Annotated in this window: 14 protein-coding genes and 1 tRNA gene; 9 read left to right on the forward strand and 6 right to left on the reverse strand. The window is 68.2% G+C overall.

Annotated features, from left to right (window positions below; translation table 11 throughout):
• Positions 1-33: 33 nt before the first annotated feature.
• Complete coding sequence (locus LCL61_RS16390) at positions 34-1,059, reverse strand: substrate-binding domain-containing protein (protein WP_340688607.1); 1,026 nt, start codon at positions 1,057-1,059, stop codon at positions 34-36.
• A gap of 138 nt (positions 1,060-1,197) precedes the next feature.
• Here LCL61_RS16390 and LCL61_RS16395 point away from each other — a divergent pair, with 138 nt between their 5' ends.
• Positions 1,198-1,608, forward strand: a complete 411-nt coding sequence (locus tag LCL61_RS16395) for a MarR family transcriptional regulator (protein WP_340687605.1) — start codon at positions 1,198-1,200, stop codon at positions 1,606-1,608.
• A gap of 3 nt (positions 1,609-1,611) precedes the next feature.
• Here LCL61_RS16395 and LCL61_RS16400 read toward each other — a convergent pair whose 3' ends face one another.
• Positions 1,612-2,229 (reverse strand): MFS transporter, encoded by a 618-nt coding sequence (locus LCL61_RS16400; RefSeq protein ID WP_340687606.1) that lies wholly within the window; start codon positions 2,227-2,229, stop codon positions 1,612-1,614.
• Between the two features lie 315 nt (positions 2,230-2,544).
• On the opposite strand from LCL61_RS16400, the gene LCL61_RS16405 reads away from it, so the two are divergent.
• Genes LCL61_RS16405 through LCL61_RS16420 form a run of 4 tightly spaced genes read left to right on the forward strand, consistent with a single transcriptional unit; the run spans position 2,545 to position 5,384 of the window.
• A complete protein-coding gene (locus LCL61_RS16405; RefSeq protein WP_340687607.1) occupies positions 2,545-2,859 on the forward strand; it encodes a hypothetical protein in 315 nt (104 codons plus the stop codon).
• On the forward strand, positions 2,859-4,556 hold the full coding sequence (locus LCL61_RS16410; protein WP_340687608.1) for an alpha/beta hydrolase: 1,698 nt from the start codon (positions 2,859-2,861) through the stop codon (positions 4,554-4,556). Before LCL61_RS16405 ends, LCL61_RS16410 begins: the two co-directional genes overlap by 1 nt.
• A gap of 45 nt (positions 4,557-4,601) precedes the next feature.
• Entirely contained in the window at positions 4,602-5,120 is a 519-nt protein-coding gene (locus LCL61_RS16415; protein WP_340687609.1) for an LppA family lipoprotein, read from the forward strand.
• Positions 5,121-5,153: 33 nt separating this feature from the next.
• Positions 5,154-5,384, forward strand: a complete 231-nt coding sequence (locus tag LCL61_RS16420) for a hypothetical protein (protein ID WP_340687610.1) — start codon at positions 5,154-5,156, stop codon at positions 5,382-5,384.
• Positions 5,385-6,337: 953 nt separating this feature from the next.
• Here the strand turns inward: LCL61_RS16420 and LCL61_RS16425 are convergent.
• The 3 genes from LCL61_RS16425 to LCL61_RS16435 all read right to left on the reverse strand — a co-directional run bounded on the left by LCL61_RS16425 (position 6,338) and on the right by LCL61_RS16435 (position 8,280).
• A tRNA-Arg gene (locus LCL61_RS16425) sits at positions 6,338-6,411 on the reverse strand.
• 242 nt (positions 6,412-6,653) lie between these two features.
• Positions 6,654-7,043: a peptidase inhibitor family I36 protein gene (locus LCL61_RS16430; RefSeq protein ID WP_340687611.1), complete on the reverse strand. Its 390-nt coding sequence runs from the start codon at positions 7,041-7,043 to the stop codon at positions 6,654-6,656.
• Between the two features lie 187 nt (positions 7,044-7,230).
• Positions 7,231-8,280, reverse strand: a complete 1,050-nt coding sequence (locus LCL61_RS16435; protein WP_340688608.1) for a LacI family DNA-binding transcriptional regulator — start codon at positions 8,278-8,280, stop codon at positions 7,231-7,233.
• Positions 8,281-8,401: 121 nt separating this feature from the next.
• Between LCL61_RS16435 and LCL61_RS16440 the strand changes: the two genes are divergently transcribed.
• Together LCL61_RS16440 and LCL61_RS16445 are read left to right on the forward strand one after the other, a co-directional pair.
• Positions 8,402-9,580 (forward strand): MFS transporter, encoded by a 1,179-nt coding sequence (locus tag LCL61_RS16440; RefSeq protein ID WP_340687612.1) that lies wholly within the window; start codon positions 8,402-8,404, stop codon positions 9,578-9,580.
• Positions 9,581-9,642: 62 nt separating this feature from the next.
• Positions 9,643-10,815 (forward strand): sensor histidine kinase, encoded by a 1,173-nt coding sequence (locus LCL61_RS16445; RefSeq protein WP_340687613.1) that lies wholly within the window; start codon positions 9,643-9,645, stop codon positions 10,813-10,815.
• Here the strand turns inward: LCL61_RS16445 and LCL61_RS16450 are convergent.
• The gene (locus LCL61_RS16450) at positions 10,806-11,444 is read right to left on the reverse strand and encodes a histidine phosphatase family protein (protein ID WP_340687614.1); all 639 of its coding nucleotides are present in this window, start codon (positions 11,442-11,444) and stop codon (positions 10,806-10,808) included. The two genes, LCL61_RS16445 and LCL61_RS16450, sit on opposite strands and share 10 nt — an antisense overlap.
• Positions 11,445-11,486: 42 nt before the next feature.
• Here LCL61_RS16450 and LCL61_RS16455 point away from each other — a divergent pair, with 42 nt between their 5' ends.
• Complete coding sequence (locus LCL61_RS16455) at positions 11,487-13,508, forward strand: cytochrome c oxidase assembly protein (protein ID WP_340687615.1); 2,022 nt, start codon at positions 11,487-11,489, stop codon at positions 13,506-13,508.
• A 93-nt stretch (positions 13,509-13,601) separates the two neighbouring features.
• Positions 13,602-14,150: a hypothetical protein gene (locus LCL61_RS16460; RefSeq protein ID WP_340687616.1), complete on the forward strand. Its 549-nt coding sequence runs from the start codon at positions 13,602-13,604 to the stop codon at positions 14,148-14,150.
• The last annotated feature ends 143 nt before the right edge of the window (positions 14,151-14,293 follow it).

Raw genomic sequence — 14,293 nt, forward strand, 5'->3', positions numbered from 1 at the left:
GTGGTGTGCCGGAGCGAGTCAAGAGGGTGGATTTCAGAGCCGGGTGAGGACTTCGAAGTCGTAGCCGTCGGCGACCGCGAGATGGACGTGCTGATCGGCCTGCTGCCCGCGGAACTCGATCGTGCCGCGCGGTCCGTGATAGGCGACGCCGTCGATCGCCGCGTTGAGCGCCGGAAGCTCCGACGTCCCCGCCCTGCCGACGAGTTGGGCCAGCGTATGCAGCCCCTCGTAACAGGATTCGGCGGCGTTGTTCAAGGCCGGCGCGCCGGGGCCGTTGCGGCCCACGTAGCGGCCGAGGAGGTCCATCGCGTCGGCGGTGACCATCGAGCGGAAGTAGGCGGCGGAGACGTAGAGGTTGCCGGTGGCGTTCGCGCCACTGGCGAGAAGCATGTTCTCCTCCATCAGCGGGCTGAAGCGGAGCAGCCGGTCGCTGAGCCCGTGCGCGGCGAAAGCCCGGTTGAAGCGCACCGCGTCCTGTCCGACCAGCAACATGAGCACACCGTCGCTTATGGACTGTTCGACCTCGCGGACCACTGTGGACATATCGCCCGCGCCGAGCCCGACGAAGGCCTCTCCGGTGATGCGCAGATCGAGATCCTTGGCGTACTGGTGGATCGCGCGGGTCGATCGGTGTGGCCAGACGTAGTCGGCGCCGACGACGAACCAGCGCCGGGCGCCGAGGTGATCGCGCAGCCAGCGCAGTGCCGGCTCGATCTGGCAGCGCGGCGTCTCGCCCGTGCAGAAGATGCCCGAGCGGCGCTCGCCGCCTTCGTAGAGCGAGGTGTAGACGTATGGCACCCTGTCGGCCACCACCGGCGCGAGCGCGTGCCGGATCGACGAGATATGCCAGCCGCTCACCGCGTCGACCCGCCCACCGGCGACCAGGCGCCGCACTTCGTCGGCTACTCGCGCGGGAGTGCCGCCGCCGTCGACCACCTCGGCCTCGACCTGCCTGCCGAGGATGCCGCCGGATTCGTTGAGTTCGTGGACGGCCAGCTCCGTGATCGCCTCGCACGACGGGCCGAACAGCCCGGCCGGTCCCTGCAACGGGACCACCATGGCCACACGCCAGGTGTCGTCGCGGGGCCGGGTGGCGAGGCGTGGGGGCATGGCGCTCCGTGCGGTGGCCCGGTAAGGTCAAAGTGCTTTCACCTGGAAGTATTGCGAGGGTGTCCGGTTTTGGCAAGGGGACGGGATATGGGGACACGCGGCGTCACGACCGCCGGAACGTCGCTCACCGGCTCGCTCACCCGCGCCGCCCGCGCCGTCGCCGCCAGGGTGGAGCAGGTGCTCGCCAAGGAAGGTCTCACCCTGGACCAATGGCTGGTGCTGGACACGCTGAGCGGCAAGGGCGGCCTCGCCATGGCCGACCTCGCCGACCGGACGCTCGCCACCGCCCCGACGTTGACCAGGGTGGTCGACAAACTCGTGACCACCGCGCAGGCCTACCGCGAGGTCGACGCCGCCGACAGACGCCGCGTCCTCGTCCACCTCAGCGCCCGCGGCCGGGCGACGCACCGGCGCGTGGCCGCGAAGGTGTCAGAGGTGGAAGCCCGGCTCGACGTGCCGGACGAAGTGCTCGTGGCGTTGCGGGAGCTCGGCGACTGAAGGTCAGGGGTGTTTCGGCCTGGCCAGCGCGACGATGCCGATCACCCCGGCGACGACGAGCGCGACGAACACGAACAGCGCGGCCACCACGAACACCACGCGGAAGCCGGTGGCGTCCGAGAGCAGCCCGCCGAGAACCGGTGCGGCCACCAAGGCGAGGACGCCGAGGCCCGCCGTCACGCCGGCCGCGACGCCGCGACCGGTTCTGAGACGCCGGATCAGCGCGACGGTCACACCGAGGACGGCGCCCGCGCCGAGTCCGTTGAGCGCCCGCCCGACCAGGAGCAAGCCGCTGCTGGGCCCGAAGGCGACCAGCAGCACGCCGAGGAGCATCAAGACGATCGCGGGCACGGTCACCGACGTCGGAAAGCGCGCGCCGAGCAGCAGGCCCGCGGGGAAGGCGATCGCGGCCGCGACGACATACGCCACGAGACCGTTCAGCAGCAGCGACTGGCTGGACATGCCCAGATCGATCTGCAGGGCCGACTCGCCGTCAAGCCGGTAGATCACGGTGAGCAGGAACAGGCCGATGAGCGCGGCGAACCCCGGTCCGATGACGAGCCACCAGGGAGGCGCGGCGGTCGGCTGCGAGTCGCGCTGGGTCGGCGTTGGCACGTACATGGGCACAACCTATAGCGCACGGCGAGGTGGGTGGACCACTTCACGGGGAAGTCACTACTGCCTCCCTGCCTGGCGAGCGTGCGGGCCTTGATCGACGGGCTCGAGCAGGCCGCCTCGCGCCCGCTGACAGCCGGAAACCGCCGGATTTCGGTGATCCGGCAACTGGCGCCGAGGAATGAGTAGTCCTACCTGCCTGGTTGTGGGTAAAACCGCTCGGAACGCTGTTTTCGCTGCTCATGGGTCATCTGACGGGTTGAATGGATACGCGTCGCTGTCGTAGGGTGACCATTGGTTACCGACGACGGGGAGGCGTTTGTGACGGGTTATCAGGTGGTGGTCGACAAGATCCGCGGCACCGGTCATGCCGCGGGGCGCGTCGTCGACGGGTTGCGGGGCGCCGGGTGTCCGGCCGCGGTGCCAACGGGTGATCTCGGTATGCCTGGGTCGAGGGCGGCGCTGGCGATGGCTCGGGTCAAGCACATGTTGGTGTCTCGGCAGATGGGCTTCGAATCCCGGCTCGCTACCCACGCCGGGAACATGGCGAAGGCCGCGGACCACTATGCGGGCCGGGAGGATGCCGCGGCGGCGGATCTGAGTGTGCGGGCCCTGGGGCCGGTGAAGCCGAGCTGATGGTCAGCTGGGGTGAGGCGGCGCGGTGGAATCCAGCAGTGTTGCAGGAGGCGGTCGGACGGATCAACGCCGCCTACAACAAGCTTGTTGCTTGTTCGGATGATCTGCGCGACATCAACACGCCTGAGGGCTGGCATGGTGACGCCGCCGGCGCGGCGGCGGCCGAGGTCAACCAGATCATCGATGGCCTAGAGGAGTATGCCGCCGACATCGCGGCACTGCGCCGAGCGGCAGGTGATAGCGGGGACGCGATCACCGGTGTGCAGAACGGGGTGCGGGAAGCCGAAGCGATCGCCTCGAGTAATCACTTCACGATCGCCCCGGACGGAGAAATCGTCGACAACGGGGTGCCGGACGCACCGCCGGAGCAGACTCAACTGATCGCAGAGGAAAGAACCCGGCTCGCCGAGGAGCTCAAAGACCGGGTCGTACAGGTTTTGCGGCAGGCCACTGACATCGATGACGACTTGTGCGCGGTGTTGGAGCGGATCGAAGCCGGCAATGTCATCGATGCCACGGGGAACGACAACGAGAACACCAGCTTGGCCGCGGCCGGCAATTCGGGAGCTGTGAACGGTGCTTTGTCGGTCTTGGCTCCACCGCCGGTGGGGGCGGATCCGTCGACGAACGCCGCATGGTGGGCTGCTTTGTCCGAGGCGCAGCGCAAGCAGTTGATCGCGCAGCACCCGGACTGGGTCGGTAACCGGGACGGGGTGAAGGCCGCCGATCGCAGCAAGGCCAACCTGAACCTGCTCGAGCAGCAGAAACACAGCTTCACCGAGGAGTTGGAGCGGCTCCGGCGGGAGGGGGGCGATTCTGATGAGATCGCGCGCCTTGAGCAGCGGGTGAAGGCGATCGACTCGATCACCGGCATGATGCACAACCCGGACGGCAGCCTGAACCCGAACCGGCAGCTGATGTCGCTGGATCTGACCGGTGATCACCCGAAGGCGGCGATCGCCAACGGTGATGTCGACACCGCACAGCATGTCGCGGTGTTCACCCCCGGTATGAACTCCACGGTCGACGGGAACATGCCGGGCTACGTCAACGACATGCAGGGCGTTCGTCACAGCGCGGAGGACATGCTGCGCCGCGGCGGTGACATGTCGAACGTCGCCACGGTGACCTGGATCGGCTACGAGCCGAGCACCGGCGACGACCCCGGCTCACTGTTGGGGTTGGCCACCGGCGAGAACTCGGCTCTCGGCGGAGACAAACTCGCGAAGTTCGATCAGGGAATCAACGCTTCCCGCCCGACAGATCCGCACTTGACCGCGTTGGGGCATTCGCAAGGGTCGATCGTGACTGGGATCAGTCTCACCCATGGTGGTACTGGGGTCGATGACGCGGTGGTGTTCGGCTCGCCCGGTGTGGCGGATCATTTCGGGATCGACAACACCGCACGCGATCTGAAGGTCCCCGAGGGGCACGCCTACAACATCAAGGCCGACGGGGACCATGTCGCCCAGTACGTTCCGGAGATCTGGCGGTACGGACGTGCCCCGTATGCGATGGAGGGGATGAACCAGCTCTCGGCGGACGCGGCCACAGGCCCGGACGGTGGCCGGCTCGCGGCATCGCATGGGCACAGTGAGTACACCCGGACGACGCCGGAAGGCGTCGACAGCACCAGCAAGCACAATATCGCCGCGATCGTGGCCGACAGGCCGCAGCTGGCGATCCCCGCCCACTAGGAAGTTGATCACGTGTTGTCACGAGTTGGGCTGATCGCGGCCGGGTTGACCGGCGTCGTGCTGCTGGCCGGGTGCAGCGATGGTCATGAGTATCTTGATCCACAACCCACGGGACCTTCGATGTCGAAACAGCAGCAGCAGGCGCAGTTGGCGACCCGGTCGACGCTGGACGAAGCCGTCGCGGGCTATGAGAAGCTTCGCGTCACGCTCCGAGACCGCCTCACCGCCGAGTTCGGTGTCACGCAGTGGATCGAGGAAACCGGGTCAGCCGAGTTCAGCGGATGCTCTCCGCAGTTCGCCGCGTTGAACCAGCAGGAAGCGGCTAAGAAGTTCCTGCCGCGGTGGTATGCGCCAACTTCGTTGCTCGCTCGGTGGGACCAGGTCAAGTCGGTGGTCCGCGAGGTCGCGGGCGGATCCGGGTTCACCACTGTGACACTTGACGTGAACAAGGCCGGAGACGCCGAGCTCAACCTCACCGATCAGTTCGGTGCGCAGCTATCCGTCGGATCAGGAACGAACACTGTCGTGTCTCTGACCACGGGGTGCCACCTGATCAAGAAGTAGCGCCAGCTCCGACGATCGGTGAAGGAAAGCCGCGTGAACAAGTTCTCGACGTTCGGGCTCGACCGCGACGATGCCTCGTCTGTGCCTCGCACGCTGTTCGCGGTGGTATGCGTGGTACTGATGACGGTCGGTGGGCTGGTCGCGTTCACGCTCGGTGCGGGCGGGGCGATGAGCAGCGCCTCGTGCAGGCCGGGTGAGGAGTCATTTCTGTGCACCAGCAAGGGTCAGAACGTCGTGTTTGGCTCCCGCTCGTCGGCTGGGTAGTGTCGATCGTTCTCGCCTGGCTGTGCGTCGCGCGCCTCGATCGGTGAAGCAAGTCGCTGTGGCTAGGTGTTGCTATGGGGGTGGCGGTCTTTTCTGTCGTCGTGGTTGTCGACTGGCTTATCGTGACCGATTGAGCTACTGCGGGACCGAAGCCGGCAGGCAGCAGGGGGGCGCACACCTGACTCGCGACGCGCATGCAGGCTTCAGCCTGGCTCGGCCAGCAAGCGGCATCTGATGTCCGGGCGAACGTTCAGGTCCGAGACATGCGACGAGTGTCCATTGCGAACAAAGTACTTACGTCCATTCGGGATTTTAACTGGGAGTGCTGCCGCGAAACTGGGCTCGCACTGTCCTGACAGCGATGTGCGCGCTGATGTCCGCCACGACGCGTTCGACGACAATCCGGTTCGTGAAATCGAGTCGCTGAGCTTGAAGCGGACGTCCGCCTGCTCCTTACGATCAGGGGATGCCGCGCGATGGGTCCTCGTCGACATCCAGGCCCTCCTGTCCGGCCTCGGCTCCGGGATGGTGAATTGCTGGCGCTGGACTGGGGTACTCCGGTGGACCTTGACCAGGGGACCATCTGGATCCACCGCACAGTGACCCGGGTCACCAGCGTCGGACTGAAAGAGCACGGCCGGGATGCGCCGGATACACCGTCCGACTGGGTGATGGCCATCTGGAAGCGGCGATACGAGGCCTCGACGTCGGAATGGTGCGTCCCGTCCTCCATAGGCACGCTGAGGGACCCGGATAACACCTGAAAGCACGCCCCGTCGCAGGAAGGTCCTTGAAGAGCTGCACCCCGTGACCGGCGTGGTGTCGTGAGCGAAGCAGCCAACGCGGAGCTCCCCGTCCGACGCTGGAAGCCGGAATCAGGTGGGTTTGAAGTGGGTCGTGCGGATGAGGAACCCCTGGCCACTTGCGTGACCAGGGGTTTCCCTCTGGCGGCGTGCCCCCGGCAGGACTTGAACCTGCGACCTAGAGATTAGAAGGCTCTTGCTCTATCCAGCTGAGCTACGAGGGCCGACGTCGGCGACGTTGGGTGTCGCCCAGCATCGGCAGCTTAGCCGTCGCCAATCTGTCGATCGTTCGACACCGCCAGATCGTTTCAGGTCGAGCCCACCCTTTTTTGGAACGCCCGTGAGCGCGTCACGACGCGGGGTGACGCGCTCACGGGCCGGGGCCGCTTCGGGGGAGCGGCCCCTGGGTTCGCGCAGGTCGCGAGTCGACTCTTCCGCGAGCGACCGGCGCGAACCGCCGGGGTGGTCAGTCCCAGATCTTGAGGGCGCGAATCACGAACGGACCCTGGGGTACGTAGGTGCCGCCACCCGGATAGGTGATGAAATCTCCTTCGGTCGTGCACTCCTCGCTTTGGTAAATCGTCACGTCCCTGCTCAGCCGGTTGACGAACGAATGCCCGTCGAAGCCTTCGGGTAAGGGAATGCATTCGTCGGGATTGGAGGTGCGCAGGTCGAATTTGTGCACCGCGCCGCCGTACGATTCTTCGCCCCAGACGCAGAACTCGCCCTTCTGGCAGGCGGGTTCGGGTGGCGCCGTGGCGGCGCTCGCGACTCCGGCGCTGGTCAGAAGGCCGACCATGGCCAGCAGGAGCACGTGCGGGAGGCGGGCGCGCAGGTTGGTCAAACGTCGTTGCATGGCTGGGTTCTCCCCCGTGAATCGGCGGCTCGATCGCCGTCGGTGAATGTGTGATTCCACGATGGCGCGCGGGGAAGGGTTTGTCTGCCCGCATTTCTACTTCTGTGGATAAGTAGTTGTGCGCCGCTCGATCGGGGCGAGTTGTCCACATATCACCGGGGCGCCTTGCGCGCGCTGGAATCGGCTGCTAAGCGGGCGCGGTGGAATCCCGGACGACCAGTTCGGCGGGTACCTCGGCGGGCGCGGGGACCTTCTCCCCGCGCAGCAGGCCCAGCACCAGTTCGCCGGCCGCCCGTCCTTTGGCGGCCAGGTCCTGCCGGACCGTCGTCAGCGGTGGTTCGGACCACCGCGCGGGTGGGACGTCGTCGTAGCCCACGACCGAAAGATCGCCCGGGACGGACAGGCCGAGCTGTCTGGTGGCCGAAATCGCCGCCACGGCCAGCAGATCCGACATGCACAGCAGCGCCGTCGGCCGTGGCCGCCGATCCAACAGGCCGAAAGCGCTCGGGAGAGCTCCTTCGACCGAGAGCCCGGACGCCTCCCAGATCGGCACGTCCGCCGCCGGGATCCCCGCCTCGGCCAGCGTCTCCAGGTAGCCGGCCATCCGTTCGCGGTTGTCGTGGAACCGGCTGTTCCCGGCCTCGGCCGCGCTCAGTTCGCCGCCACGCGGCGCCGAGAGGCACTGCGCCGAGAAGATCCCGATCCGCCGGTGCCCGAGTTCCAGCAGGTGCCGGGCCGCCGCGGCCGCTCCCGCCCGGTCCGCCACGCCGATCCTCGCCGAACCGCGGATATGCGGCTGGTCGATCACCACCAGTGGCAGGCCCCTGTCCTGGACCGCGGTCAGCGCCGGCGCGCCGTCGGCCAGCGAATACGCCACCGCGATGTCGGCCTGCGCGGTCAGGATCCGCTCCGCGCGCGGGCCGCCGCTCTCGCCGTCGCCGGGCAGCAGCAGAAGGGCGTGCCCCTCGGGATCGACGACGGTCGAGAGCGCGTCGAGGGTGACCGACAACGCGGGATCCGAGAACGCCGTCGAAAGATTCGTGTCGAGCAGGACGGCGATCGCGCCGGTGCGGCTGGTGGCGAGACTGCGGGCGGTCGGGTTCGGCCCCGCGTACCCGATTTTCTTGGCCGCGCGAAGCACCTCTTCCCGCAGCTGGGCGGACAGCTGATCGGGCCGGTTGTAGGCGTTGGAGACGGTCGCGCGCGACACCCCGACGGCGTCGGCGACATCGTCCAACGTCGGCCTTCGCCGTCGCGTGCTGGTCACCGCCGCAGTCTAGGCGCTGACGGCGCCGGTGGACTTTCTGAAGCGCTTAAGTCATTCTGGAGGAAGAGGAATCGAAAGGAGACTGGGGTCTATGCGTGACCGTACGGCCGTTTTCGTCGTGTTCGCGCTCAACGGGGCCGCGCTCGGCTCCTGGGCGCCGAGGACTCCGGCGTTGTCGGAAAGAGTGGACGCCTCGCCGGGTGTCTTCGGGCTCGCCCTGCTGGGCGCCAGCGTCGGCATGCTGATCGCGGCGTCGGTTTCGGGGCGGCTGATCGAGCGGTACGGCGCCCGCGCGGTGGTCGCGGGCAGCACGGTCATCGCCTGCGCGGCGTTGCCGATGATCGGTTTCTCGACGTCGGTCGTCCTGCTCGCCGGGGCGTTGTTCGTCCTCGGGGCGAGCGTCGGCGCGCTCGACGTGGCGATGAACGTCGCCGGAGTGGAGGTGGAGCGCCGGACCGGACGCGCGATCATGCCGATCCTGCACGCCGGATTCAGCTTCGGCGCGTTGGCGGGCTCCGTCGCCGCGGGATTCGCCGCGTCGCACCACTGGTCGCCGGGGAGGCATCTCACGGTCGCCGCGCTGGCCGCCCTGGTGGTGCTCGCCTTCGTCATCGCCGCCGTGCCCGGCGCGCGACCCGTACACACCGAACCCGTCGAGAAGCCGAGAGTGGCGCCGATCAAACGTCCCGTCCTCTGGCTGCTCGCCGCCATCGCGCTGTTCTCGGCGATCGCGGAGGGGGCGAGTTCGGACTGGTCCGCCCTGCTGATGACGTCCGTGCACGGGGTCGGCGACGGCGCCGCCGCTTTCGCGTACTCGGGATTCGCCCTGGCCATGGCGCTCGCCAGGCTCGCGGGTGCCTGGCTTCAGAACCGTTTCGGCGCGACGCGTGCGCTGGCGGTGGGTGCCGGGATCGCCGCCGCCGGCCTCGTGCTCGCCGCACTGGCCCACGTTCCGGTGTTCGGCTTCGTCGGCTTCGCGCTGGCGGGTGCCGGGCTCGCCGCGGCCTTCCCGATCGCGTTGAGTCTCGCGGGCGCGTCGGGCAAACGCGCCGACGGGACGGGAGGCGAGCGCGAACTGGCCTTCGTCACGGCGATCGCCTACACCGGTTTCCTCGCCGGACCGCCGCTGATCGGCGGGATCGCGCAGGTGACATCGCTTTCGGTGTCGTTCCTGTTCGTCGGGCTGACCGCCGCGCTGATCGTGCCGTCCGCGGTGGCCGCGGCGCGGGCGCGGAAACGTGAGGAGGCGGTCGAACCCGTCGCCCGTTGACATCTCGGTAAACTGAAATGAATGCGCTTCGGTCGCTGTTTCAGTGAGGCTAATCCGGGAGGGTGCTGATGCTCGGTGGCGGCAGAGGTATCCCTGCGCGACTGGTGCGGACCACGGTGCCCTGGCTGGTCCTGGTCCCGGTGGCGTTCCGGCTGGCGATGCTGGTGCAAGCGCTGTGGGTGGCGGGCCTGGGGTCTTCGGTGCTGTGGACGTTCGTGGCGCTGCATCTGGTGCCCAACGTCGTCGCGACCGTCTGGACCTTCCGCTGGTCCGCTGCCGGGACGAGGCTGGTTCCGTTGGTGGACAGCGCGTTCGCCGCGCTCTTCGTCCTCGGGGCGGCGCCGTTCGCGCAGGACACCGCGATCACGTCGATCACCTGGACCCATCTGATGGGCACGGTGATGGTCTGGACCCTGCTGCGCGGCGCGGCGGCCGGGGCACTGGCCATCGGGGCCGCGGTGGTACCGCACGTCCTGCTGGATCCGGCATCCTCACTCGGTCTCCTTCTCACGCTCGCGACCGCGCTGGTGGTGTCACTCGCGGTCGCCGGCCTGGTCGGCGCGTCGATGCGGTTCGCGGTCGGGTTCGGGGAGCAGCAGGGCCGGGCCGCGGAACGTGAGAGGCACCGCCGCGACGTCCACGACACCGTCCTGCAGGTGATGGAGTCGTTCGCGATCCCCGCGCCCGCCGACGAACTCGACCCGGCGGCCAGCCTCGACCGCGTCCGCCGTACCGCACGCGCTCAGGCGATGCGCATCCGGATCAGCCTCGAACACGAATCCACCGAAGGAATCGGACTGCACCAGCGGCTGCGGCTGCTCGCCGCCGAAATGGCCGCGGAGGGGCTGCGCGTCGAGGTCGTCGTTCAGGACGACGCCGCGCCGGAGCTTTCGGAGGAGGCGGCCATGGCGCTGCACGACTCCGCCAGGGAAGCCCTGCGCAACACGTTGAAGCACTCCGGGACCAGACGGGCCGTGGTGAGCGTCGAAGAGATCGGCGGCGGGGTTTCCTTGACGGTGCGCGATCACGGCGCCGGTTTCGACGTCGGGTCCCGGCGGCGTGGCTTCGGCCTCGAGAACTCGATCATCGCGCGGATGGCGGAGATCGGCGGATTCGCGCGGATCGAATCCAGCCCTGGGCTGGGAACGAGGGTGGTGCTCCTCGCCCCTCCGTCCATGCCCCCGCCGCCGCCCTCAAAGGGGGCGCTGCGCGCCGCTGAACTGATTCAAACCTGAGTCTCCCCGTCGGGTGAGTCCCGCCACTGGCGGAACGGGTGATCCAGTGTCCACTTGCCGTCGACCCGCTCCACGACGCGGTATTCGCAGGTCTTCGGGTTGGACAGGGACTCGAACAGCTCGATGCTCCAGCCGAAGAGCCGTCGGCACAGCAAGCGGATGGTGAGCCCGTGTGAGACGACCAGCACGGTTTCGGGGTGATCTTCGCCGCACGCCGCCAGCTCGCTGAGGAACGCCGCGACCCGGTCGTCGACGTCCGCCCCGGACTCGCCGAACGGGAGCCGGTAGAAGAAGTGGCCGAACTCGTGGCGGCGTTGTTTCTGGACCTCCTGCTCCAGCGGGTCCTGGAGGTTGCCCCAGTCCTGTTCCCGCAGCCTCGGCTCCGGCACGATCCGCTCGCAGGCCTCCCGGATGTCCAGCAGCCGCAACGTTTCCCGTGTCCGCAGATAGGGGCTGACGTAGACCGCCGTCCGCTGCCCGCCGAGGACCTCCTTGAGCTCCGGGCCCGCCAGCTTCGCCTGCTCGCGACCGGCGTCGGTCAGCGGCAGGGCGTGGTCGGGGATCCGGGTGTAGGCGAGTTCGTCGACGTTGCCGAGTGACTCGGCGTGCCTCAGCAGGATGATCCGCACGCCGCCATCTTGCCGGTTGCGCGTTCGGCATACCCTCGTGACGTGCCTTCAGACCCCGAGACGAAACCGGCCCCACCCGCGCGGAAGGCCGGTGTCCTGCCGCTGGTGTCGATCGGGGCGCTCCTGGCCGCGGTGGTGGCCGTCGGCCTCGTCGCGCTGACCGGTGGCGCCGGTTACGTCATCGCCGGACTCCCGGACCCGGGCCTGGTGACCCGCTACGGCATCACCGTCGTCCGGGTACTGGCCGAAGCGGCTTCGGTGCTGTGCGTGGGTTCGCTGCTGCTCGCCGCGTTCCTCGTCCCGCCGCAGAAGTCCGGCACGCTCGCGGCCGACGGTTACGCCGCCATCCGGGTCGCCGGCGTCGCGGCGTGGGTCTGGTTCTTCGCGGCCGCCACGTCGATCTTCTTCTCCGCGGCCGACGGCGCGGGCCGCCCGTTCACCGAGGTGCTCTCGCCGCAGGTGCTGGTCGACCTCGTCGACGCCATCGAGCAGCCGAAGGCCTGGCTGTTCACCGCGTTGATCGCGTTGCTGGTCGCGCTCGGCTGCCGTCTCGCGCTGACCTGGGGCTGGACGACGGTGGTCTTCTTCCTGTCCGTCGGCGGCCTGGTCCCGGTCGCGGTCACGGGGCATTCCGCGAGCGGCGGCTCGCACGACATGGCGACCAACAGCCTGCTGTACCACCTGGTCGCCGCCGCGTTGTGGGTCGGCGGGCTGGTGGCGCTGCTGGCACTCGGCTGGCGCCGCGGCGAGAACCTCAAGCTCGCCGCGACGCGGTTTTCGAAGCTGGCGCTGGTGTGCTGGATCGTGATGGCGGTCTCCGGCATCGTGAACGCGCTGGTGCGGATCAGGATCGCCGACCTGTTCACCACCGACTACGGCCTCCTGGTGGTCGCGAAGGTCGTCGCGTTGCTGCTGCTCGGCGTCTTCGGCCATCAGCAACGGCAGAAGGGCGTCGCCGGGCTGGTGAACGGAGCGGGCGGTGGTCAGCTGCTGCGGCTCGCCGCGGTCGAGGTGCTGATCATGTTCGTCACGATCGGCATCGCGACAGGGCTCGCGAAGACCCCGCCGCCGCAGGAATCGCTGACCCAGCCGTCGACAACGGAACTGCTGATCGGCTACGACCTCTACGGTCCTCCGACGGTCTTCCGGCTGCTCACGGACTGGCGGTTCGACCTCGTCTACGGCACCCTCGCGCTCGTTCTCGCCGGGCTGTACCTCGCCGGGGTCCGGCGGCTGCGGCGCCGCGGTGACACCTGGGCCACCGGCCGGACGGTCGCGTGGCTCGCGGGCTGTTTCGTACTGCTGATCGCGACGTCGTCCGGTATCGGCCGGTACGCGCCCGCGATGTTCAGCGTGCACATGGGCAACCACATGTTGCTGTCCATGGTGGCGCCGGTGCTGTTCGTGCTCGGCGGGCCCGTGACGCTCGCGCTGCGCGCGCTGCCCACGGCGGGCAAGGACGCCCCGCCCGGACCGCGTGAATGGCTGCTCGCCTTCGTGCACTCGCCGCTGTCGAGGTTCCTGACGCATCCGATCGTCGCACTACTGCTGTTCGTCGGTTCCTTCTACGGCCTGTACTTCTCGGGCCTGTTCGATTCGGCGCTGAACTACCACTGGGCGCATCTGGCGATGAACGCGCACTTCCTGCTCGCCGGGTACGTCTTCTATTGGCCGGTGATCGGTGTCGACCCGGCGCCACGACGGCTCGCGCCGCTGGGACGGCTGGGGATGATGTTCGCGGCCATGCCGTTCCACGCGTTCTTCGGGATCGCGCTGATGAGCATGCAGACCGTGCTCGGACAGGACTTCTACCGCGGGCTGAAACTGCCGTGGGTCACCGACCTCCTGACCGACCAGCGGCTCGGCGGCGGGATCGCGTGGGCGTCCGGTGAACTGCCGGTGCTGCTGGTGCTCGTCGCGCTGCTGGTGCAGTGGGCGCGGCAGGACGAGCGGGAGGCGCGGCGCCGGGATCGCCGCGAAGAGGCCTCCGGTGACGCGGATCTGAACGCCTACAACGCGATGCTGAAGAAACTCGCCGATCAGGGGCGGGGGCCCGGCTCCTAGAGCTTTGGCCGCAACCGGACAACGGGGCGGCGGCGCCCGTCACGGTGGGAGCCTGGGTTTCAGTGGCAGGTTCACCATCGTGGGGAGACCGCAGTGGCAGACGAAATCGGAGCAACCGTCCGCAGGCTTCTGGAGCAACGGAAGCTCTTTCTGAAGCCGGAACACGACGACTTAGGGAAGGTCGTGTACGTCTGCGTCGACGACAGGACACCGGGTGGTTTCCCGGTCGGCCATGTCATCGCGACAGCGGGTGGCAGGGCGTGGCTCGCCTACGCCCGTATCCCCAAGGGCGGCTTCCACGAAATCGCCCAGGTGGCCGCCGGGTTGCCGACGTTCGACGCGGCCATCCGTGCCGTTCTCGACCACGCTCGGTCCGCCGACATCCTCCGGGCCGTCGAACGGAGTCCACGAGCGGCCGCGAAGACCTACACCGCGATCGTGGACCCGGGGCACGCCGAATGGCTCACCACGCTGGAAGAACCCCAGGGCATCACCCACCTCGGCAACGGCAGGGTCCGGTTCACCGAGGCCGCGGTCGCGTATCTGCGGAATCCGCCGTCACCGCTGTCGCTCTACGTCCAGGTGCAGGGCGACGAGCTGGTGGTCGATCTGGTGCCCTACAAGCTGACACGCGATCGGTAGTGCCCCTTACCACGCCTCGCCGACAAAGCCCGCTCTTCCGCTCCGAGTTGTCCACAGGAAGCCTTTAACGCCCGGAGTTGTCCACAGATCCGGTTTTCGTCCCTTTCCGCCCTTGAGTCCGAGGCACTCTGTGATCAAGGGAA

Origin of the sequence: Amycolatopsis coloradensis (genome assembly GCF_037997115.1) — a bacterium.
Lineage (GTDB): Bacteria > Actinomycetota > Actinomycetes > Mycobacteriales > Pseudonocardiaceae > Amycolatopsis > Amycolatopsis coloradensis_A.

What these genes read in the sequence shown, in the direction of transcription:
- LCL61_RS16390 (WP_340688607.1), bottom strand. Translation starts at nt 1,059, where the DNA reads ATGGTGGTCCCGTTGCAGGGACCGGCCGGGCTGTTCGGCCCGTCGTGC.
- LCL61_RS16395 (WP_340687605.1), top strand. Translation starts at nt 1,198, where the DNA reads ATGGGGACACGCGGCGTCACGACCGCCGGAACGTCGCTCACCGGCTCG.
- LCL61_RS16400 (WP_340687606.1), bottom strand. Translation starts at nt 2,229, where the DNA reads ATGTACGTGCCAACGCCGACCCAGCGCGACTCGCAGCCGACCGCCGCG.
- LCL61_RS16410 (WP_340687608.1), top strand. Translation starts at nt 2,859, where the DNA reads ATGGTCAGCTGGGGTGAGGCGGCGCGGTGGAATCCAGCAGTGTTGCAG.
- LCL61_RS16430 (WP_340687611.1), bottom strand. Translation starts at nt 7,043, where the DNA reads ATGCAACGACGTTTGACCAACCTGCGCGCCCGCCTCCCGCACGTGCTC.
- LCL61_RS16440 (WP_340687612.1), top strand. Translation starts at nt 8,402, where the DNA reads ATGCGTGACCGTACGGCCGTTTTCGTCGTGTTCGCGCTCAACGGGGCC.